We start from the raw sequence: 19,510 nt of genomic DNA on the forward strand, positions 1-19,510 counted from the left end.
CACCAACTCCTCGAACCTTAGGGGTGCTTCAGCGCAGCATACCGCCGCTGCCACCGTAGCCCTTCAGGTTGGCTTTCTTCATCAGGGATTCATACTGGTGCGAAACGAGGTGAGATTGCACTTGCGACATAAAGTCCATCACAACCACGACCACGATCAGCAACGAGGTCCCGCCAAGGTAGAACGGTACGTTTGCCGCGACCACCAGGAACTGGGGAAGCAGACACACGGCCGTCATATATAGAGCACCGAACATGGTCAAGCGAGTCAAAACGCCATCAATATAGCGTGCCGACTGCTCGCCTGGACGAATACCCGGAATAAAGGCACCGGACTTCTTCAGGTTTTCCGCTACGTCTTTCGGATTGAACATCAACGCCGTATAGAAGAAGCAGAAGAAAATAATCCCTGCACTAAACAGCAGAATATTCAACGGCTGACCAGGAGCGATCGACTGCGAGATGTCCTGCAACCAGCCCAGACCTTCAGACTGACCGAACCAGGACCCCAACGAAGCCGGGAACAGCAAAATGCTGCTCGCGAAAATGGCCGGTATGACACCAGCCATGTTCACTTTCAGCGGCAAGTGGCTGGTCTGCGCAGCGAAGACCTTGCGGCCCTGCTGACGCTTGGCGTAGTGAACAGCGATACGACGCTGACCACGCTCAATGAACACCACAAAACCGATGATCGCTACCGCCAGCAAACCGATTGCAACCAGAGCGAAGATATTGATATCACCCTGACGTGCAGACTCGAAAGACTGCCCGATTGCCCTCGGAAGACCGGCGACGATACCTGCGAAAATCAACATCGAGATACCGTTGCCGACACCGCGCTCGGTGATCTGCTCGCCCAGCCACATCATGAACATCGCACCTGCCACGAAGGTAGTTACGGCCACAAAGTGGAAACCCAGGTCCCCAGAAAACGCGACGCCCTGACTCGCCAGACCAACGGACATGCCGATAGCTTGGACCAGAGCCAGGACAACGGTGCCATAGCGGGTGTACTGGCTTATCTTGCGACGGCCAGCTTCACCTTCCTTCTTCAACTGCTCCAGCTGCGGGCTGACGGCGGTCATCAGCTGCATGATGATCGATGCCGAAATGTACGGCATGATCCCCAGTGCAAAGATGCTCATCCGTTCCAGCGCGCCGCCGGAAAACATGTTGAACAAGCTAAGAATGGTCCCCTCATTCTGTCGAAACAGTTCTGCGAGTCGGTCCGGGTTGATACCTGGAACGGGGATGTGTGCGCCTATTCGGTAGACGATAATCGCCAGGAACAGAAAACGCAGACGAGCCCAGAGTTCAGACATACCGCCTTTGCCGAGCGCTGAGAGAGCACCTTGCTTAGCCATTTATTCCTCGAACTTGCCGCCAGCTGCTTCGATAGCCGCACGCGCACCTTTGGTGGCGGCGATACCCTTGATAGTGACAGCGCGAGTAACTTCGCCCGACAGCATGATTTTCACACGCTGAACGTTCTGGTTAATCACGTTGGCATCTTTCAGGGACTGCACAGTTACGATGTCGCCTTCCACTTTAGCCAGCTCGGACAGACGCACTTCTGCGCGGTCCATGGCCTTCAGGGAAACGAAACCGAATTTTGGCAGGCGACGATGCAGCGGCTGTTGGCCGCCCTCAAAGCCCGGAGCAATAGTGCCACCGGAGCGGGAGCTTTGACCTTTGTGGCCACGGCCACCGGTCTTGCCCAAACCACTACCGATACCACGGCCCGGACGATGCTTTTCGCGACGGGAACCCGGCGCTGGACTCAGATCATTGAGTTTCATCGATTAACCCTCGACTCGCAGCATGTAGTAAGCCTTGTTGATCATCCCGCGATTTTCGGGAGTATCCAGGACTTCTACAGTGTGACCGATGCGACGCAGACCCAAACCCTTAATGCACAATCTGTGATTAGGGATGCGGCCGGTCATGCTTTTGATCAGCGTTACTTTAACGGTAGCCATGATCAGATGATCTCCTCAACACGCTTGCCACGTTTGGCAGCGATCGACTCAGGAGACTGCATGCCCTTCAAACCCTTGAACGTAGCGTGAACCACGTTTACCGGGTTAGTCGAACCGTAGCACTTGGCCAATACGTTCTGGACACCAGCAACTTCCAGCACTGCGCGCATTGCGCCGCCAGCGATGATACCGGTACCTTCAGAAGCAGGCTGCATGTACACCTTGGAGGCGCCATGAGCAGACTTCATTGCGTACTGCAGGGTAGTGCCGTTCAGATCAACCTGAATCATGTTGCGGCGAGCAGCTTCCATCGCTTTCTGGATCGCAGCAGGCACTTCACGTGACTTGCCACGGCCGAAGCCAACGCGCCCTTTACCATCACCCACTACGGTCAACGCAGTGAAAGTGAAGATACGGCCGCCTTTTACGGTTTTGGCCACGCGGTTAACTTGAACCAGCTTCTCGATGTAGCCTTCGTCGCGTTTTTGGTCGTGATTTGACATAACTTAGAACTCCAGCCCGCCTTCACGAGCAGCATCAGCCAGCGCTTTGACACGGCCGTGGTACTTGAAGCCAGAACGGTCGAAAGCGACTTGCGATACACCCGCGGCTTTCGCGCGCTCGGCGACCAGCTTGCCAACCTTAGTGGCCGCGTCGATGTTGCCAGTGGCGCCATCACGCAGTTCTTTGTCCAAAGTCGAGGCGCTTGCCAGGACTTTGCTGCCGTCGGCCGAGATGACCTGGGCATAAATGTGCTGCGAAGAGCGGTGCACGCAGAGACGCACGACTTCTAGCTCGTGCATTTTCAGGCGTGCTTTGCGAGCGCGACGCAGTCGGGTAACTTTTTTGACGGTCATTTGCTATGCCCTACTTCTTCTTGGCTTCTTTACGGCGGACGACTTCGTCTGCGTAACGCACACCTTTGCCTTTGTAAGGCTCAGGACGGCGGAAGTCGCGGATCTCAGCGGCCACTTGACCAACCAACTGCTTATCGATACCGCGAATCAGGATATCGGTCTGGCTGGGGGTCTCAGCGGTGATGCCATTCGGCAATTCGTAGTCCACTGGGTGCGAGAAGCCAAGTGCAAGGTTCAGTACCGTGCCTTTTGCTTGCGCCTTGTAACCAACACCGACCAGCTGGAGCTTGCGCTCGAAGCCTTGGCTTACGCCTTGGACCATGTTGTTTACCAGTGCACGAGTGGTGCCTGCCATTGCGCGGGTTTGTTGATCGCCATTGCGAGCAGCGAAACGCAGCTCACCAGCTTCTTCAACAATCTCAACGGACGAATGGATGTTCAGTTCTAGAGTGCCCTTGGCACCCTTCACCGAAAGCAGCTGGCCGACGAGTTTGACTTCGACGCCGGATGGCAGCTTAACGGGGTTCTTAGCGACGCGTGACATGCTTATCCCCCCTTAGAACACAGTGCAAAGCACTTCGCCACCGACACCGGCAGCGCGCGCAGCACGATCCGTCATCACACCTTTACTGGTGGAGACGATAGACACACCAAGACCGCCACGAACTTTCGGCAGATCATCGGAGGACTTGTACTGACGCAAGCCTGGGCGGCTGACGCGCTTAACCTCTTCGATGACCGGACGGCCTTCGAAGTACTTAAGCTCGATGGACAGCGAGGATTTAACTTCGCTGCTGATCTGATAACCCGCAATGTAGCCTTCGTCCTTCAGGACTTTTGCTACAGCAACCTTCAACGTGGAAGATGGCATGCTTACGACGGGCTTTTCAGCCATCTGGGCATTACGGATACGAGTTAGCATGTCCGCTAACGGGTCCTGCATACTCATGGGCTAGACGCTCCTAAAACAAAATAATTAGCCTTGCGGCTACAGCTTGATCGCCGAGAACTTCCGGGCAAGTAAAAACACGGGCTCAGGCGAGCCGGCAATTCTAGTCCTACCCCAGAAATGAATCAAGCCCCAAAAGGGGCTTGATTCAAATTCAGGCGCCATCCCGACCGGTGACTTGCGTAACCGGCGGGAGGGCGCGAGAGGTGTCGCCTTACCAGCTGGCTTTGACCAGACCTGGAACGTCGCCACGCATAGCTGCTTCACGCAGCTTGTTACGGCCAAGGCCGAACTTGCGGTAAACGCCGTGTGGACGACCAGTGATGCGGCAACGGTTACGCATGCGCGCAGCGCTTGCGTCACGTGGTTGCTTCTGCAGGGCTACGGTAGCTTCCCAACGCGCTTCTGGACTTGCGTTCAGATCAACGATGATTGCTTTCAGCTCTGCACGCTTCTTGGCGTACTTGGCAACGGTGAGCTGACGCTTCAGCTCACGGTTTTTCATGCTCTTCTTGGCCATTTTCCTACTCCAATCAGTTGCGGAACGGGAATTTGAAAGCACGCAGCAATGCGCGACCTTCATCATCGTTCTTGGCAGTGGTGGTCAGGGTAATGTCCAGACCGCGGAGAGCATCGATCTTGTCGTAGTCGATTTCCGGGAAGATGATCTGCTCTTTTACGCCCATGCTGTAGTTACCACGACCATCGAAGGACTTGGCATTCAGGCCGCGGAAGTCGCGAACCCGAGGCAGGGAGATCGACAGCAGACGATCCAGGAATTCATACATACGATCGCGGCGCAGGGTCACTTTGACGCCGATCGGCCAACCTTCACGGACTTTAAAGCCAGCGATGGATTTCCGAGCGTAAGTCACAACGACCTTTTGACCGGTGATCTTTTCCAGGTCAGCAACAGCGTGCTCGATGACTTTTTTGTCGCCGATCGCTTCGCCCAGACCCATGTTCAGGGTGATTTTGGTAACGCGCGGAACTTCCATCACGTTCGAAAGCTTAAGTTCTTCCTTAAGTTTCGGAGCGATTTCCTTCCGGTAAATCTCTTTTAGTCGTGCCATGGTCTTCTACCTAGCAGTGTTCAAGCATCAACCGCTTTTTGGGTCGACTTGAAGACACGAATTTTCTTGCCGTCTTCAACTTTGAAACCAACGCGGTCAGCCTTGTTGGTTGCGCCGTTGAAAATGGCGACGTTAGAAGCGTGCATTGGCGCTTCTTTCTCGACGATACCGCCCTGTACGCCCGACATCGGGTTTGGCTTGGTATGACGCTTCACCAGGTTGATCCCACCAACGACCAAACGGTCGTCAGCGAGAACCTTGAGCACCTTACCGCGCTTACCTTTGTCTTTGCCGGCGATCACGATGATCTCGTCGTCACGACGAATCTTTTGCATGTCGGATCTCCTTAGAGCACTTCTGGGGCGAGCGAGACGATCTTCATGAACTTCTCAGTACGAAGTTCACGGGTCACTGGCCCAAAGATACGGGTACCGATCGGCTCTTGCTTGTTGTTCAACAGAACAGCAGCGTTGCCATCGAAGCGGATGATGGAGCCGTCTGCACGACGAACACCGTGGCGAGTGCGGACTACAACTGCAGTCATCACCTGGCCTTTCTTCACCTTGCCGCGAGGAATTGCTTCCTTGACGGTTACTTTGATGATGTCACCGATACCAGCGTAACGACGATGGGAGCCACCCAGCACCTTGATGCACATAACGCGGCGTGCGCCGCTGTTATCGGCCACATCGAGCATGGATTGAGTCTGAATCATATAATTTCTCCGACCCCTAGCCCTTAGACTTCCACAGCGCGTTCGAGGATATCAACCAACGCCCAAGACTTGGTCTTGGCTACCGGACGAGTTTCACGAATAGTGACCTTGTCGCCGATATGGCATTGATTGGTTTCGTCGTGTGCGTGCAGCTTAGTCGAACGCTTAACGTATTTACCGTAGATCGGGTGCTTTACGCGACGCTCGATCAGAACGGTGATGGTCTTGTCCATCTTGTCGCTGACAACACGGCCAGTCAGCGTACGGACAGTTTTTTCGGCTTCAGCCATGATTACTTACCTGCCTGCTGGTTGAGCACAGTTTTCACGCGAGCGATGTCACGCTTAACTTGCGAGAGCAGATGAGACTGCCCCAACTGGCCAGTTGCTTTCTGCATACGCAGATTGAACTGGTCGCGCAGCAGGCCGAGCAGTTGCTCGTTCAGCTGCTGTGCTGATTTTTCACGAAGTTCATTCGCTTTCATCACATCACCGTCCGCTTAACAAAGGAGGTGGCGAGCGGCAGCTTTGCAGCAGCCAGGGCGAAAGCCTCACGCGCCAGCTCTTCAGTAACACCCTCGATTTCATACAGGACTTTGCCTGGCTGAATCTGGGCAACCCAGTACTCCACGTTACCCTTACCTTTACCCATCCGAACTTCGAGTGGCTTTTTGGTTACAGGCTTGTCCGGGAACACACGGATCCAGATCTTGCCGCCACGTTTAACGTGACGGGTCAGAGCACGACGCGCTGACTCGATCTGACGAGCGGTGAGACGACCACGAGCAACAGACTTCAGCGCGAACTCGCCGAAGCTGACTTTGCTACCGCGCAGTGCCAGACCACGGTTGTGGCCGGTCATCTGCTTGCGGAACTTCGTACGCTTTGGTTGCAACATTTGGCGTACCCCTTACTTAGCAGCTTTTTTACGAGGCGCTGGTGCTTGTGGTTTCAGTTCTTCTTGGCGACCACCAATTACTTCGCCTTTGAAGATCCAAACCTTTACACCGATCACACCGTAAGTGGTGTGAGCTTCGTAGTTGGCATAGTCGATGTCGGCACGCAGGGTGTGCAATGGCACACGACCTTCGCGATACCATTCAGTACGTGCGATTTCAGCACCGCCGAGACGACCGCTCACTTGGATTTTGATGCCTTTGGCACCAATGCGCATGGCGTTCTGAACAGCGCGCTTCATAGCGCGACGGAACATTACGCGACGCTCCAGCTGCTGAGCTACGCTCTGCGCAACCAGCATACCGTCGAGCTCCGGCTTACGGATCTCTTCGATATTGATGTGCACAGGCACACCCATTTGCTTGGTCAGGTCCTGACGCAGTTTCTCAACATCTTCACCTTTCTTCCCGATAACGATACCTGGACGAGCGGTGTGGATGGTGATACGTGCTGTCTGAGCCGGACGATGGATATCGATACGGCTGACGGACGCGCTTTTTAATTTGTCTTGGAGGTACTCACGCACTTTCAGATCAGCGAACAAATAGTCCGCATAAGTCCGACCGTCTGCGTACCAGACGGAGGTGTGCTCCTTGACGATTCCCAGGCGAATGCCAATGGGATGTACTTTCTGACCCATCTCTTCGACTCCGTTACTTGTCAGCAACCTTGACAGTGATATGGCAAGACCGCTTGACGATGCGATCAGCACGGCCTTTAGCACGTGGCATGATGCGCTTCAGCGAACGCCCTTCGTTGACGAAAACGGTGGAGACCTTGAGGTCATCAACGTCTGCGCCTTCGTTATGCTCGGCGTTGGCTACAGCCGACTCCAGCACTTTCTTCAGGATCTCGGCGGCTTTCTTACTGCTGAAAGCCAACAGGTTGAGCGCTTCGCCCACCTTCTTCCCGCGGATCTGGTCGGCGACCAAGCGGGCTTTCTGGGCGGAGATTCGAGCGCCCGACAACTTAGCGGCTACTTCCATCGTTCCTTACCCCTTAACGCTTGGCTTTCTTGTCTGCCACGTGCCCACGATATGTGCGGGTACCGGCAAACTCGCCTAGTTTATGGCCGACCATGTCTTCGTTCACGAGAACTGGAACATGCTGGCGACCGTTATGCACTGCAATGGTCAAACCGACCATTTGTGGCAGGATCATCGAACGACGCGACCAGGTCTTAACTGGTTTGCGATCGTTCTTTTCCGCCGCCACTTCGATCTTCTTCAGTAGGTGAAGATCAATAAAAGGACCTTTTTTCAGAGAACGTGGCACTGTCGTATCCCTCTATTTACTTGCGACGACGGACGATCATTTTGTCGGTACGCTTATTACCACGAGTCTTCGCGCCCTTAGTCGGGAAGCCCCACGGCGATACCGGATGACGACCACCAGAGGTACGACCTTCACCACCACCATGTGGGTGGTCAACCGGGTTCATGGCAACACCACGAACGGTTGGGCGAACGCCACGCCAGCGTTTGGCACCCGCTTTACCCAGCGAACGAAGGCTGTGCTCGGAGTTCGAGACTTCACCCAGCGTTGCACGGCACTCAGACAGTACTTTACGCATTTCACCGGAGCGAAGACGCAGGGTTACGTACACACCTTCACGAGCGATCAGCTGTGCCGAGGCACCAGCGGAACGAGCGATCTGTGCGCCTTTACCTGGCTTCAGTTCGATGCCGTGTACGGTGCTACCAACTGGAATGTTGCGCAGTTGAAGAGCGTTGCCCGGCTTGATTGGTGCCAGAGCACCTGCAATCAGCTGGTCGCCAGCACTCACGCCTTTAGGGGCGATGATGTAGCGGCGCTCGCCGTCTGCGTAAAGCAGCAGAGCAATGTGAGCAGTACGGTTTGGATCGTATTCGATACGCTCGACGGTGGCAGCGATGCCATCCTTGTCGTTGCGACGGAAGTCGACCAGACGATAATGCTGTTTATGGCCACCACCGATATGACGGGTAGTAATACGACCATTGTTGTTACGACCACCAGACTTCGATTTTTTCTCGAGCAGCGGTGCGTGAGGAGCGCCTTTATGCAGCTCCTGGTTGACCACCTTGACCACAAAACGGCGGCCAGGGGAAGTCGGTTTGCATTTAACGATTGCCATGATGCACCCCTTCCTTACTCAGCACTGCTGCTGAAATCGAGATCTTGGCCTGGCTGAAGGGAGATAACTGCCTTCTTCCAGTCATTACGCTTGCCCAGACCGCGAGCAGTGCGCTTGCTCTTACCCAGAACATTCAGGGTAGTAACACGCTCTACTTTCACGCTGAACAGGCTTTCGACGGCCTTCTTGATTTCCAGCTTGGTTGCGTCAGTAGCAACCTTGAAAACGAACTGACCTTTTTTGTCTGCAAGAACCGTAGCCTTCTCGGAAACGTGCGGGCCAAGCAGAACTTTAAATACGCGTTCCTGGTTCATCCCAGCAGCTCCTCGAATTTCTTCACGGCCGACACAGTGATCAACACTTTGTCGTATGCGATCAGACTAACTGGATCGGAACCTTGAACGTCACGTACATCAACGTGCGGCAGGTTACGAGCAGCCAGGTACAGATTCTGGTCAACAGCGTCAGACACGATCAGGACGTCAGTCAGGCCCATGCCAGTCAGCTTGTTCAGCAAATCTTTGGTTTTCGGTGCTTCAACAGCGAAGTCCTGAACCACGACCAAACGATCAGTACGAACCAGTTCAGCAAGGATGGAGCGCAGAGCAGCGCGATACATCTTCTTGTTGAGCTTCTGAGTGTGATCCTGAGGACGAGCTGCGAAAGTGGTACCGCCGCCACGCCAGATTGGGCTACGGATAGTACCGGCACGAGCACGGCCAGTACCTTTCTGACGCCAAGGGCGCTTACCGCCACCACGAACGTCGGAACGGGTCTTTTGCTGCTTGCTACCCTGACGACCGCCAGCCATGTAGGCCACGACTGCCTGGTGAACCAGCGTCTCGTTGAATTCGCCGCCAAATGTCAGTTCGGAAACTTCGATTGCCTGAGCGTCATTTACATTTAATTGCATGTCAGCTTCCCCTTAACCGCGAGCCTTGGCTGCCGGACGTACAACCAGGTTGCCGCCAGTAGCGCCAGGAACAGCACCCTTGACCAACAACAGATTGCGTTCAGCGTCCACGCGCACTACTTCCAGGGACTGCACGGTCACGCGCTCAGCGCCCATATGACCGGACATTTTTTTGCCCTTGAATACACGACCAGGAGTCTGGCACTGGCCGATAGAGCCTGGGACGCGGTGGGAGACGGAGTTACCGTGGGTATTGTCTTGACCACGGAAATTCCAACGCTTGATCGTACCCTGGAAGCCTTTACCCTTGGACTGACCGGTTACATCAACCAGTTGACCAGCGGCGAAGATTTCAGCGTTGATCTGATCGCCAGCCTGGTAGTCGCCTTCTTCAAGACGGAATTCCATGACGGTACGACCGGCGGCAACGTTCGCCTTAGCGAAGTGGCCAGCCTGAGCGGCTGTGACACGCGAAGCGCGACGCTCGCCGACAGTGACTTGCACTGCACGATAGCCATCGGTTTCTTCGGTTTTGAACTGAGTGACGCGATTCGGCTCGATCTCAATGACCGTGACCGGAATGGAGACACCTTCTTCGGTGAAAATACGGGTCATACCGCATTTACGACCGACTACACCAATAGTCATGTTGTAAACCTCATGAGTGTACGGGGCTTTCACCCGCTATGGCCGCCCATTTCAGAGCGTTACACGACTAAGACCCAAGTCTTAGCCGAGGCTGATCTGAACTTCCACACCGGCCGCAAGATCAAGCTTCATAAGCGCATCAACGGTTTTTTCCGTTGGCTGGACAATGTCCAGAACACGCTTGTGAGTACGGATCTCATACTGGTCGCGCGCGTCTTTGTTGACGTGCGGAGAAACCAGAACGGTGAACCGCTCTTTACGAGTCGGCAGTGGAATCGGACCACGCACCTGTGCACCAGTACGTTTCGCGGTTTCCACGATTTCCTGGGTTGATTGGTCGATCAGGCGATGGTCAAAAGCCTTCAACCTGATACGGATTTGCTGGTTTTGCATTGGATTCAGACTCCAGATTGCTGTTCCCACCGAGCGCAATACGCCCGTTAAAAGGAGGCGCAATTCTATAGACGACCTAACAAGGTGTCAACCCAATAAAAAAGCCCCCGCAGTGCGGGGGCTCTTTTTGGGACTCAACGCTTAAGCGATGATTTTGGCTACGACGCCAGCGCCGACGGTACGACCGCCTTCACGGATTGCGAAACGCAGACCATCTTCCATTGCGATTGGCTTGATCAGGGTAACGGAAACTTTAACGTTATCACCTGGCATAACCATTTCTACGCCTTCCGGCAGTTCGCAGCTACCAGTTACGTCGGTAGTACGGAAGTAGAACTGTGGACGGTAGCCCTTGAAGAACGGAGTGTGACGACCGCCTTCTTCCTTGCTCAGAACGTAGATTTCAGCTTCGAACTGAGTGTGCGGCTTAACGCTGCCTGGCTTGACCAGAACCTGGCCACGCTCAACGTCGTCACGCTTGGTGCCGCGCAGCAGCACGCCGCAGTTCTCGCCAGCACGACCTTCGTCGAGCAGCTTGCGGAACATTTCAACACCGGTGCAGGTGGTGACGGTAGTGTCACGCAGACCAACGATTTCCAGTGGATCCTGAACCTTGACGATACCGCGCTCAATACGACCAGTCACAACAGTACCGCGACCGGAGATCGAGAACACGTCTTCGATTGGCATCAGGAACGGCTTGTCGGTAACACGAACTGGTTCTGGAATGTACGAGTCCAGTGTTTCAACCAGTTTACGAACGGCAGTGGTGCCCATTTCGTTGTCGTCTTTACCTTCCAGAGCCATACGAGCAGAACCGATGATGATCGGAGTGTCGTCGCCTGGGAAGTCGTAAGTGCTCAGCAGATCGCGCACTTCCATCTCAACCAGTTCCAGCAGCTCAGCGTCGTCTACCAGGTCAGCCTTGTTCAGGAAGACCACGATGTACGGAACGCCAACCTGACGGGACAGCAGGATGTGCTCACGGGTTTGTGGCATCGGACCATCAGCGGCCGAACAAACCAGAATCGCGCCGTCCATCTGGGCAGCACCAGTGATCATGTTCTTCACGTAGTCAGCGTGACCTGGGCAGTCAACGTGAGCGTAGTGACGGATCAACGATTTGTATTCGACGTGCGCGGTATTGATGGTAATACCACGAGCTTTTTCTTCCGGTGCGCTGTCGATCTTGTCGAATTCAACAGCAGCCGAACCGAAAACTTCGGAGCAGACGCGAGTCAGAGCAGCGGTCAGCGTGGTTTTACCGTGGTCAACGTGACCAATGGTGCCAACGTTGACGTGCGGGAGGGAACGATCAAATTTTTCTTTAGCCACGACAAATAACTCCTAGCCTAAAGGCGCTGAATCAGCCTTGTTTTTTGGTTACAGTTTCGACGATGTGCGACGGAGCTGTATTGTATTTTTTGAATTCCATAGAGTAGCTTGCGCGACCCTGAGACATGGAGCGAACGTCGGTCGCATAACCGAACATCTCACCCAACGGAACCTCGGCACGAATTACTTTGCCGGAAACCGTATCTTCCATACCCAGAATCATGCCGCGACGGCGGTTAAGGTCGCCCATCACGTCACCCATATAGTCTTCAGGCGTAACAACCTCTACCGCCATGATCGGCTCAAGCAGCTCACCACCGCCCTTCTGGGCCAGTTGCTTGGTCGCCATGGAAGCAGCCACCTTAAACGCCATCTCGTTCGAGTCGACGTCATGGTAGGAACCATCAAACACGGTAGCCTTCAGGCCGATCAGCGGATAACCGGCAACAACGCCGTTCTTCATCTGCTCTTCGATACCCTTCTGGATAGCCGGGATGTATTCCTTGGGAACAACACCACCTACCACTTCGTTTACGAATTGCAGACCTTCCTGACCTTCGTCAGCAGGTGCAAAACGGATCCAGCAGTGACCGAACTGGCCACGACCGCCGGATTGACGAACGAACTTGCCTTCGATTTCACAGTTCTTCGTGATGCGCTCACGATAGGAAACCTGAGGCTTGCCGATGTTGGCTTCGACGTTGAACTCACGGCGCATCCGGTCAACCAGGATGTCCAGGTGCAGCTCGCCCATGCCAGAGATGATCGTTTGACCAGTCTCTTCATCAGTCTTGACGCGGAAAGACGGGTCTTCCTGAGCAAGTTTGCCCAGTGCGATACCCATTTTTTCCTGGTCATCCTTGGTTTTAGGCTCAACGGCAACCGAAATAACCGGCTCCGGGAAGTCCATACGAACCAGGATGATTGGCTTGTCAGCGTTGCACAAGGTCTCACCAGTGGTGACGTCCTTCATGCCGATCAAGGCCGCGATGTCACCAGCGCGCACTTCCTTGATCTCTTCGCGGGCGTTTGCGTGCATCTGCACCATACGACCCACACGCTCTTTCTTGCCCTTGACCGAGTTGATCACGCCGTCGCCGGATGCCAACACGCCCGAGTAAACGCGGACGAAAGTCAAGGTACCCACGAATGGGTCAGTAGCGATCTTGAACGCCAGAGCCGAGAACGGCTCGTTGTCGTCTGCATGACGCTCCATCAGGATTTCTTCGTTATCAGGATCGGAACCCTTGATAGCTGGAATATCGATTGGAGCCGGCAGGTAGTCGATCACGGCGTCGAGAACCAGGGGAACACCCTTGTTCTTGAAGGAAGAACCGCAAACAGCAAGAACGATCTCACCAGCGATAGTACGCTGACGCAGAGCGGCCTTGATTTCCTCGTTGGTGAGTTCTTCACCCTCGAGGTACTTGTTCATCAGCTCTTCGCTGGCTTCGGCCGCAGCCTCGACCATGTTGCTGCGCCACTCGTCAGCCAGTTCCTGCAGTTCAGCAGGGATAGGCTCACGACGTGGAACCATACCCTTGTCGGCATCGTTCCAGTAAACAGCTTCCATGGACATCAGATCGATCTGACCCTGGAAGTTGTCTTCGGCACCAATGGCCAGCTGGATCGGCACCGGGGTGTGGCCCAAGCGCTGCTTGATCTGAGCGATTACGCGCAGAAAGTTCGCACCAGCACGGTCCATCTTGTTCACGTAAACGATACGCGGAACACCGTACTTGTTGGCTTGACGCCATACGGTTTCGGACTGCGGCTCTACGCCAGAAGTACCACAGAACACAACGACCGCGCCGTCGAGTACACGCAGGGAGCGCTCAACTTCAATGGTGAAGTCAACGTGGCCCGGGGTGTCAATAACGTTGAAACGGTATTGGTCTTTGTGTTGCTTCTCGGAACCCTGCCAGAAGGCAGTAATAGCAGCAGAAGTAATGGTAATACCACGCTCCTGCTCCTGAACCATCCAGTCCGTGGTCGCGGCGCCGTCATGCACCTCGCCCATTTTGTGGCTTTTGCCGGTGTAAAAAAGGACGCGCTCGGTGGTGGTGGTTTTACCAGCATCCACGTGAGCGACGATACCAATGTTACGGTAGCGGCCAATCGGAGTAGTACGAGCCATAAAGCCCTCGCAAAATTAGTGACGCTGAAATTAGAAGCGGTAGTGCGAGAAAGCCTTGTTGGCCTCAGCCATACGGTGCACGTCTTCACGCTTCTTGACCGCAGCACCTTTACCTTCGGCGGCGTCCAGCAGTTCGCCAGCCAAACGCAGTGCCATTGACTTCTCACCGCGCTTGCGCGCGAAGTCTACCAGCCAACGCATTGCCAGAGCATTACGACGGGACGGACGAACTTCGACAGGAACCTGGTAAGTAGCACCGCCTACACGGCGCGACTTTACTTCGACCAGCGGAGCGATGGCGTCGAGAGCTTTCTCGAAGATTTCCAGGGGGTCGCTGTTCTTACGTTCTTTAACCTTTTCCAGCGCGCCATAAACGATACGCTCGGCAACGGCCTTCTTGCCGCTTTCCATTACGTGGTTCATGAACTTGGCCAGAATCTGGCTGCCGTATTTTGGATCGTCAAGCACTTCGCGCTTGGCTGCTACGCGTCTTCTTGGCATGGATAAGCCCTCAAACGGTCTTCAGGTTAGCTCGGGACCACCATCCTGCAAGGGATGCGCCCGACCTTACTCTTATCGACTCAGAAAAATAGAAATCTGCAATTTCAAACAGAAGCCAAAAACTACTTAGGCTTCTTGGTACCGTATTTCGAGCGACCCTGGTTACGACCTTTAACGCCGGAAGTATCCAAAGAACCACGAACGGTGTGATAACGAACACCTGGCAAGTCTTTTACACGACCGCCACGGATCAGTACCACGCTGTGCTCTTGCAGGTTGTGACCTTCACCACCGATGTACGAGGAAACCTCGAAACCGTTGGTCAGGCGCACACGGCAGACTTTACGCAATGCCGAGTTAGGTTTTTTCGGCGTGGTGGTATACACACGAGTGCACACACCGCGACGTTGCGGGCAGTTCTGCAGCGCAGGTACGTCGGATTTCTCGACGATACGCTTACGCGGCTGACGTACCAGCTGGTTGATAGTTGCCATCTACTAGCTCCACTGTTGTCTTGCGACGCTATTGTCTTACAAGAAAAGCAAATGACAGGGCACAGGCCCCGCCAAATTTAGGGGTACAAGAGTCTAAAGAGGATCCCGCCCCCAGTCAAGACAAAGCCCCGACGTCCTCACCGGGCAAACAACACGATAACGTGCTGCCTGCCAGATGAAAAATGCCGAGGCTCTGGTCTCAATTACCGCTGGAGTTCAACGCTTCCGTCAGAGCTGCTTCTACTTCGCTCGCGCTGACACGGGTCGGTTTGTCCATTTCACGACGACGCTTGCGCTCGCTGTGATAAGCCAGACCGGTACCGGCCGGGATCAGACGACCCACGACCACGTTTTCCTTCAGGCCGCGCAGGTAATCGCGCTTGCCGGTCACAGCCGCTTCGGTCAGTACGCGGGTTGTCTCCTGGAAGGAGGCCGCGGAGATGAACGACTCGGTGGACAGCGATGCCTTGGTGATACCCAGCAACACGCGAGTGAACTTGGAAACAAACTTGTCTTCCGTGCTCAAGCGCTCGTTTTCTACCAGTACGTGAGTCAATTCCATCTGGTCGCCCTTGATGAAACTGGAATCGCCAGACTCGGCAATCTCAACCTTACGCAGCATCTGACGCAGAATCGTCTCGATGTGCTTGTCGTTGATCTTCACGCCCTGCAGACGGTATACGTCCTGAATCTCGTTGACGATGTACTTGGCCAGCGCACTCACACCCAGCAGACGCAGGATGTCGTGTGGATCGCTCGGGCCGTCGGAGATAACTTCGCCGCGGTTCACTTGCTCGCCTTCGAAGACGTTCAGGTGACGCCACTTCGGAATCAGCTCCTCGTACGGATCGCTACCGTCGTTCGGGGTAATGACCAGACGGCGCTTGCCTTTGGTCTCTTTACCGAATGCGATGGTACCGCTGACTTCTGCAAGGATCGACGCCTCTTTCGGACGACGCGCTTCGAACAGGTCGGCAACACGCGGCAGACCACCGGTGATGTCACGAGTCTTCGAAGTTTCCTGCGGAATACGAGCGATAACATCACCGATCGCGATCTGCGCACCGTCAGCAACACCAACAAGGGCGTTGGCCGGCAGGAAGTACTGGGCCGGTACGTCAGTACCTGGCAGCAGCAGATCCTTGCCATCCAGACCGACCATCTTCACAGCAGGACGGATGTCCTTGCCGGCAGCCGGGCGGTCTTTGGCGTCGAGCACTTCAATGTTGGTCATACCGGTCAATTCGTCTGTCTGACGCTTGATCGTGATGCCTTCTTCCATGCCTACGTAGGTAACAGTACCTTTCATCTCGGTGACGATTGGGTGAGTGTGCGGATCCCACTTGGCCACGATAGAGCCAGCGTCGACCTTGTCGCCTTCCTTCACCGAAATCACTGCACCGTATGGCAGCTTGTAACGCTCACGCTCGCGACCGAAGTCATCTGCGATTGCCAGCTCACCGGAGCGGGATACCGCAACCAGGTGACCGTCAACACGCTCGACGTGCTTCAGGTTGTGCAGACGGACAGTACCGCCATTCTTCACCTGAACACTGTCGGCTGCCGAGGTCCGGCTTGCCGCACCACCGATGTGGAACGTACGCATTGTCAGCTGGGTACCCGGCTCACCGATCGACTGTGCAGCGATTACGCCGACAGCTTCACCGATGTTGACCTGGTGACCGCGTGCCAGGTCGCGACCGTAGCACTTGGCGCAGATGCCGTAGCGGGTTTCGCAGCTGATTGGCGAACGAACGATGACTTCGTCGATGCTGTTCAGCTCGATGAACTCGACCCACTTCTCGTCTACCAGCGTGCCAGCAGGCACGATGACCTCTTCTGTACCCGGCTTGAACACGTCACGGGCAATGACTCGACCCAGTACGCGCTCACCCAGCGGCTCTACAACGTCACCGCCTTCAATGTGCGGAGTCATCAGCAGACCGTGCTCGGTACCGCAATCAACCTCGGTAACCACCAGATCCTGCGCGACGTCTACCAGACGACGTGTCAGATAACCGGAGTTAGCGGTTTTCAACGCGGTATCCGCAAGACCCTTACGAGCACCGTGAGTAGAGATGAAGTACTGAAGTACGCTCAAACCTTCACGGAAGTTCGCAGTGATCGGCGTTTCGATGATGGAGCCGTCAGGCTTGGCCATCAGACCACGCATACCGGCCAGCTGACGAATCTGGGCAGCAGAACCACGCGCCCCGGAGTCAGCCATCATGTACATCGAGTTGAAGGATTCCTGATCAACTTCGACGCCGTGACGGTCGATAACGCGTTCTTTGGAAAGGTTCGACATCATCGCTTTCGAGACTTCGTCGTTCGCCTTGGACCAAAGGTCGATTACCTTGTTGTACTTCTCGCCCTGGGTTACCAGGCCGGAGGCGTACTGACTTTCGATCTCTTTAACTTCTTCGGTGGCCGCGTCGATGATGCGAGCTTTTTCATCAGGGATAACGAAGTCGTTAACGCCGATGGAAACACCCGAAATGGTCGAGTAGGCAAAACCGGTGTACATCAACTGGTCAGCGAAGATAACGGTCTCTTTCAGGCCAACCACGCGATAGCACTGGTTGATCAGCTTGGAGATCGCCTTCTTCTTCATCGGCTGGTTGACGACGTCGTATGACAGGCCGGCCGGAACCACCTGGAACAGCAGCGCACGGCCGACAGTGGTGTCGACGATACGGGTGTTCTTGACGCTGCCACCATCACGGTCGTTGACCGTTTCGTGGATACGAACCTTGACCTTGGCGTGCAGAGCCGCTTCGCCGGCGCGGAATACGCGGTCGACCTCCTGAAGGTCCGCAAATACACGACCTTCGCCCTTGGCGTTGATCGCTTCACGAGTCATGTAGTACAGACCCAGTACAACGTCCTGCGAAGGAACGATGATTGGCTCACCGTTGGCTGGCGACAGAATGTTGTTGGTCGACATCATCAGCGCGCGCGCTTCGAGCTGAGCTTCCAGCGTCAGAGGCACGTGAACGGCCATCTGGTCACCGTCGAAGTCGGCGTTGTACGCAGCACAGACCAGCGGGTGCAGCTGAATAGCTTTACCTTCGATCAGTACCGGCTCAAACGCCTGGATGCCCAGACGGTGAAGCGTCGGCGCACGGTTCAGAAGCACCGGGTGTTCGCGAATCACTTCAGCGAGAACGTCCCAGACCTCTGGCAGCTCGCGCTCGACCATCTTCTTGGCAGCCTTGATGGTCGTAGCCAGGCCACGCATTTCCAGCTTGCCGAAAATGAACGGCTTGAACAGCTCGAGAGCCATCTTCTTCGGCAGACCGCACTGGTGCAGACGCAGGGTCGGACCTACGGTAATTACCGAACGACCCGAGTAGTCAACACGCTTACCGAGCAAGTTCTGACGGAAACGACCCTGCTTACCCTTGATCATGTCAGCCAGGGATTTCAGAGGACGCTTGTTCGAACCAGTGATCGCACGACCGCGACGGCCGTTGTCGAGCAGTGCATCGACCGCTTCCTGCAGCATGCGCTTTTCGTTACGCACGATGATATCGGGAGCGGACAGATCCAGCAGGCGCTTCAGACGGTTGTTACGGTTGATCACTCGACGATACAGATCGTTGAGATCGGACGTCGCGAAACGGCCACCGTCAAGCGGAACCAGAGGACGCAGATCTGGCGGCAGAACCGGCAGAACGGTCAGCACCATCCACTCAGGAAGGTTGCCGGAACCCTGGAAGGCTTCCATCAATTTCAGACGCTTGGACAGCTTCTTGATTTTGGTCTCGGAATTGGTTTGCGGAATTTCTTCGCGCAGACGGCCAATTTCGTGCTCCAGATCAATAGCGTGCAGCAGCTCGCGGACAGCCTCGGCACCCATGCGGGCATCGAAGTCGTCACCGAACTCTTCGAGCGCTTCGAAGTACTGCTCGTCGTTCAGCAGCTGACCTTTTTCAAGGGTGGTCATGCCTGGATCGATAACGACATAGCTCTCGAAGTAGAGAACACGTTCGATATCACGCAGGGTCATGTCCATCAGCAAACCGATACGGGACGGCAGCGATTTCAGGAACCAGATGTGGGCAACCGGCGAAGCCAGCTCGATGTGAGCCATGCGCTCGCGACGAACCTTGGCCAGTGCTACTTCAACACCGCACTTTTCGCAGATGACACCACGGTGCTTCAGGCGCTTGTACTTACCGCACAGGCACTCGTAATCTTTTACCGGGCCAAAGATCTTGGCGCAGAACAGACCGTCACGTTCAGGCTTGAACGTACGGTAGTTGATGGTTTCCGGCTTTTTAACTTCACCGAACGACCAAGAGCGGATCATCTCAGGCGATGCAAGTCCGATACGGATTGCGTCGAACTCTTCGACTTGACCCTGGTTTTTCAGCAAATTCAGTAGGTCTTTCAAGGCTTTTCCTCCTGGCGGAGCAGGGAGCAGGCAATACCGCCCTGCC

General features: G+C 55.1%; 27 protein-coding genes. All 27 read right to left on the reverse strand.

Features of this window, described 5'->3' with window-relative positions; genetic code table 11:
- Nucleotides 1-28 precede the first annotated feature (28 nt).
- Entirely contained in the window at nt 29-1,363 is a 1,335-nt protein-coding gene (gene secY, locus GE543_RS21110) for a preprotein translocase subunit SecY (protein WP_002555469.1), read from the reverse strand.
- On the reverse strand, nt 1,364-1,798 hold the full coding sequence (gene rplO, locus GE543_RS21115) for a 50S ribosomal protein L15 (RefSeq protein ID WP_002555470.1): 435 nt from the start codon (nt 1,796-1,798) through the stop codon (nt 1,364-1,366). It lies immediately after the preceding gene.
- Between the two features lie 3 nt (nt 1,799-1,801).
- A complete protein-coding gene (rpmD, locus tag GE543_RS21120) occupies nt 1,802-1,978 on the reverse strand; it encodes a 50S ribosomal protein L30 (protein ID WP_002555471.1) in 177 nt (58 codons plus the stop codon).
- A gap of 2 nt (nt 1,979-1,980) precedes the next feature.
- Nucleotides 1,981-2,481 carry a 30S ribosomal protein S5 gene (gene rpsE / locus GE543_RS21125; protein WP_003317099.1) on the reverse strand — a complete coding sequence of 167 codons (501 nt, stop codon included), beginning with the start codon at nt 2,479-2,481 and terminating at the stop codon, nt 1,981-1,983.
- A 3-nt stretch (nt 2,482-2,484) separates the two neighbouring features.
- A complete protein-coding gene (gene rplR / locus GE543_RS21130) occupies nt 2,485-2,835 on the reverse strand; it encodes a 50S ribosomal protein L18 (RefSeq protein ID WP_002555473.1) in 351 nt (116 codons plus the stop codon).
- A 10-nt stretch (nt 2,836-2,845) separates the two neighbouring features.
- Nucleotides 2,846-3,379, reverse strand: a complete 534-nt coding sequence (gene rplF, locus GE543_RS21135) for a 50S ribosomal protein L6 (RefSeq protein WP_002555474.1) — start codon at nt 3,377-3,379, stop codon at nt 2,846-2,848.
- Nucleotides 3,380-3,391: 12 nt separating this feature from the next.
- On the reverse strand, nt 3,392-3,784 hold the full coding sequence (rpsH, locus tag GE543_RS21140) for a 30S ribosomal protein S8 (RefSeq protein WP_002555475.1): 393 nt from the start codon (nt 3,782-3,784) through the stop codon (nt 3,392-3,394).
- Nucleotides 3,785-3,998: 214 nt separating this feature from the next.
- A complete protein-coding gene (gene rpsN, locus GE543_RS21145) occupies nt 3,999-4,304 on the reverse strand; it encodes a 30S ribosomal protein S14 (RefSeq protein ID WP_002555476.1) in 306 nt (101 codons plus the stop codon).
- A gap of 13 nt (nt 4,305-4,317) precedes the next feature.
- Nucleotides 4,318-4,857 (reverse strand): 50S ribosomal protein L5, encoded by a 540-nt coding sequence (gene rplE, locus GE543_RS21150; RefSeq protein ID WP_002555477.1) that lies wholly within the window; start codon nt 4,855-4,857, stop codon nt 4,318-4,320.
- A 20-nt stretch (nt 4,858-4,877) separates the two neighbouring features.
- Nucleotides 4,878-5,192 (reverse strand): 50S ribosomal protein L24, encoded by a 315-nt coding sequence (gene rplX, locus GE543_RS21155; protein WP_003317102.1) that lies wholly within the window; start codon nt 5,190-5,192, stop codon nt 4,878-4,880.
- 11 nt (nt 5,193-5,203) lie between these two features.
- Entirely contained in the window at nt 5,204-5,572 is a 369-nt protein-coding gene (rplN, locus tag GE543_RS21160) for a 50S ribosomal protein L14 (protein ID WP_002555479.1), read from the reverse strand.
- A gap of 23 nt (nt 5,573-5,595) precedes the next feature.
- Nucleotides 5,596-5,862 (reverse strand): 30S ribosomal protein S17, encoded by a 267-nt coding sequence (gene rpsQ / locus GE543_RS21165; RefSeq protein WP_002555480.1) that lies wholly within the window; start codon nt 5,860-5,862, stop codon nt 5,596-5,598.
- Nucleotides 5,863-5,864: 2 nt separating this feature from the next.
- A complete protein-coding gene (rpmC, locus tag GE543_RS21170) occupies nt 5,865-6,056 on the reverse strand; it encodes a 50S ribosomal protein L29 (RefSeq protein WP_002555481.1) in 192 nt (63 codons plus the stop codon).
- Nucleotides 6,056-6,469, reverse strand: coding sequence for a 50S ribosomal protein L16 (gene rplP, locus GE543_RS21175; protein WP_002555482.1), 414 nt, complete (start codon nt 6,467-6,469; stop codon nt 6,056-6,058). The genes rpmC and rplP overlap by 1 nt, the downstream gene beginning before the upstream one ends.
- Nucleotides 6,470-6,481: 12 nt before the next feature.
- Nucleotides 6,482-7,168, reverse strand: coding sequence for a 30S ribosomal protein S3 (gene rpsC / locus GE543_RS21180; RefSeq protein WP_003176422.1), 687 nt, complete (start codon nt 7,166-7,168; stop codon nt 6,482-6,484).
- Between the two features lie 13 nt (nt 7,169-7,181).
- Nucleotides 7,182-7,514 carry a 50S ribosomal protein L22 gene (rplV, locus tag GE543_RS21185; RefSeq protein WP_002555485.1) on the reverse strand — a complete coding sequence of 111 codons (333 nt, stop codon included), beginning with the start codon at nt 7,512-7,514 and terminating at the stop codon, nt 7,182-7,184.
- 13 nt (nt 7,515-7,527) lie between these two features.
- On the reverse strand, nt 7,528-7,803 hold the full coding sequence (rpsS, locus tag GE543_RS21190) for a 30S ribosomal protein S19 (protein WP_002555486.1): 276 nt from the start codon (nt 7,801-7,803) through the stop codon (nt 7,528-7,530).
- A 16-nt stretch (nt 7,804-7,819) separates the two neighbouring features.
- On the reverse strand, nt 7,820-8,644 hold the full coding sequence (rplB, locus tag GE543_RS21195; RefSeq protein ID WP_003317104.1) for a 50S ribosomal protein L2: 825 nt from the start codon (nt 8,642-8,644) through the stop codon (nt 7,820-7,822).
- A 14-nt stretch (nt 8,645-8,658) separates the two neighbouring features.
- A complete protein-coding gene (gene rplW / locus GE543_RS21200; RefSeq protein WP_002555488.1) occupies nt 8,659-8,958 on the reverse strand; it encodes a 50S ribosomal protein L23 in 300 nt (99 codons plus the stop codon).
- The gene (gene rplD, locus GE543_RS21205) at nt 8,955-9,557 is read right to left on the reverse strand and encodes a 50S ribosomal protein L4 (RefSeq protein ID WP_002555489.1); all 603 of its coding nucleotides are present in this window, start codon (nt 9,555-9,557) and stop codon (nt 8,955-8,957) included. The genes rplW and rplD overlap by 4 nt, the downstream gene beginning before the upstream one ends.
- 12 nt (nt 9,558-9,569) lie before the next feature.
- Complete coding sequence (gene rplC / locus GE543_RS21210) at nt 9,570-10,205, reverse strand: 50S ribosomal protein L3 (RefSeq protein WP_002555490.1); 636 nt, start codon at nt 10,203-10,205, stop codon at nt 9,570-9,572.
- A gap of 81 nt (nt 10,206-10,286) precedes the next feature.
- The gene (gene rpsJ, locus GE543_RS21215) at nt 10,287-10,598 is read right to left on the reverse strand and encodes a 30S ribosomal protein S10 (protein ID WP_002555491.1); all 312 of its coding nucleotides are present in this window, start codon (nt 10,596-10,598) and stop codon (nt 10,287-10,289) included.
- A 141-nt stretch (nt 10,599-10,739) separates the two neighbouring features.
- A complete protein-coding gene (gene tuf / locus GE543_RS21220; RefSeq protein WP_003344210.1) occupies nt 10,740-11,933 on the reverse strand; it encodes an elongation factor Tu in 1,194 nt (397 codons plus the stop codon).
- A 31-nt stretch (nt 11,934-11,964) separates the two neighbouring features.
- A complete protein-coding gene (gene fusA, locus GE543_RS21225; RefSeq protein WP_003317109.1) occupies nt 11,965-14,070 on the reverse strand; it encodes an elongation factor G in 2,106 nt (701 codons plus the stop codon).
- 30 nt (nt 14,071-14,100) lie between these two features.
- Nucleotides 14,101-14,571, reverse strand: a complete 471-nt coding sequence (gene rpsG, locus GE543_RS21230; RefSeq protein WP_002555493.1) for a 30S ribosomal protein S7 — start codon at nt 14,569-14,571, stop codon at nt 14,101-14,103.
- Between the two features lie 122 nt (nt 14,572-14,693).
- Entirely contained in the window at nt 14,694-15,065 is a 372-nt protein-coding gene (gene rpsL, locus GE543_RS21235) for a 30S ribosomal protein S12 (RefSeq protein WP_002555494.1), read from the reverse strand.
- Nucleotides 15,066-15,264: 199 nt separating this feature from the next.
- Nucleotides 15,265-19,464, reverse strand: a complete 4,200-nt coding sequence (gene rpoC / locus GE543_RS21240) for a DNA-directed RNA polymerase subunit beta' (RefSeq protein ID WP_003391781.1) — start codon at nt 19,462-19,464, stop codon at nt 15,265-15,267.
- Nucleotides 19,465-19,510: the final 46 nt, after the last annotated feature.

Source organism: Pseudomonas sp. SZ57 (assembly GCF_009495975.1).
Taxonomy (GTDB): Bacteria; Pseudomonadota; Gammaproteobacteria; order Pseudomonadales; family Pseudomonadaceae; genus Aquipseudomonas; species Aquipseudomonas syringae.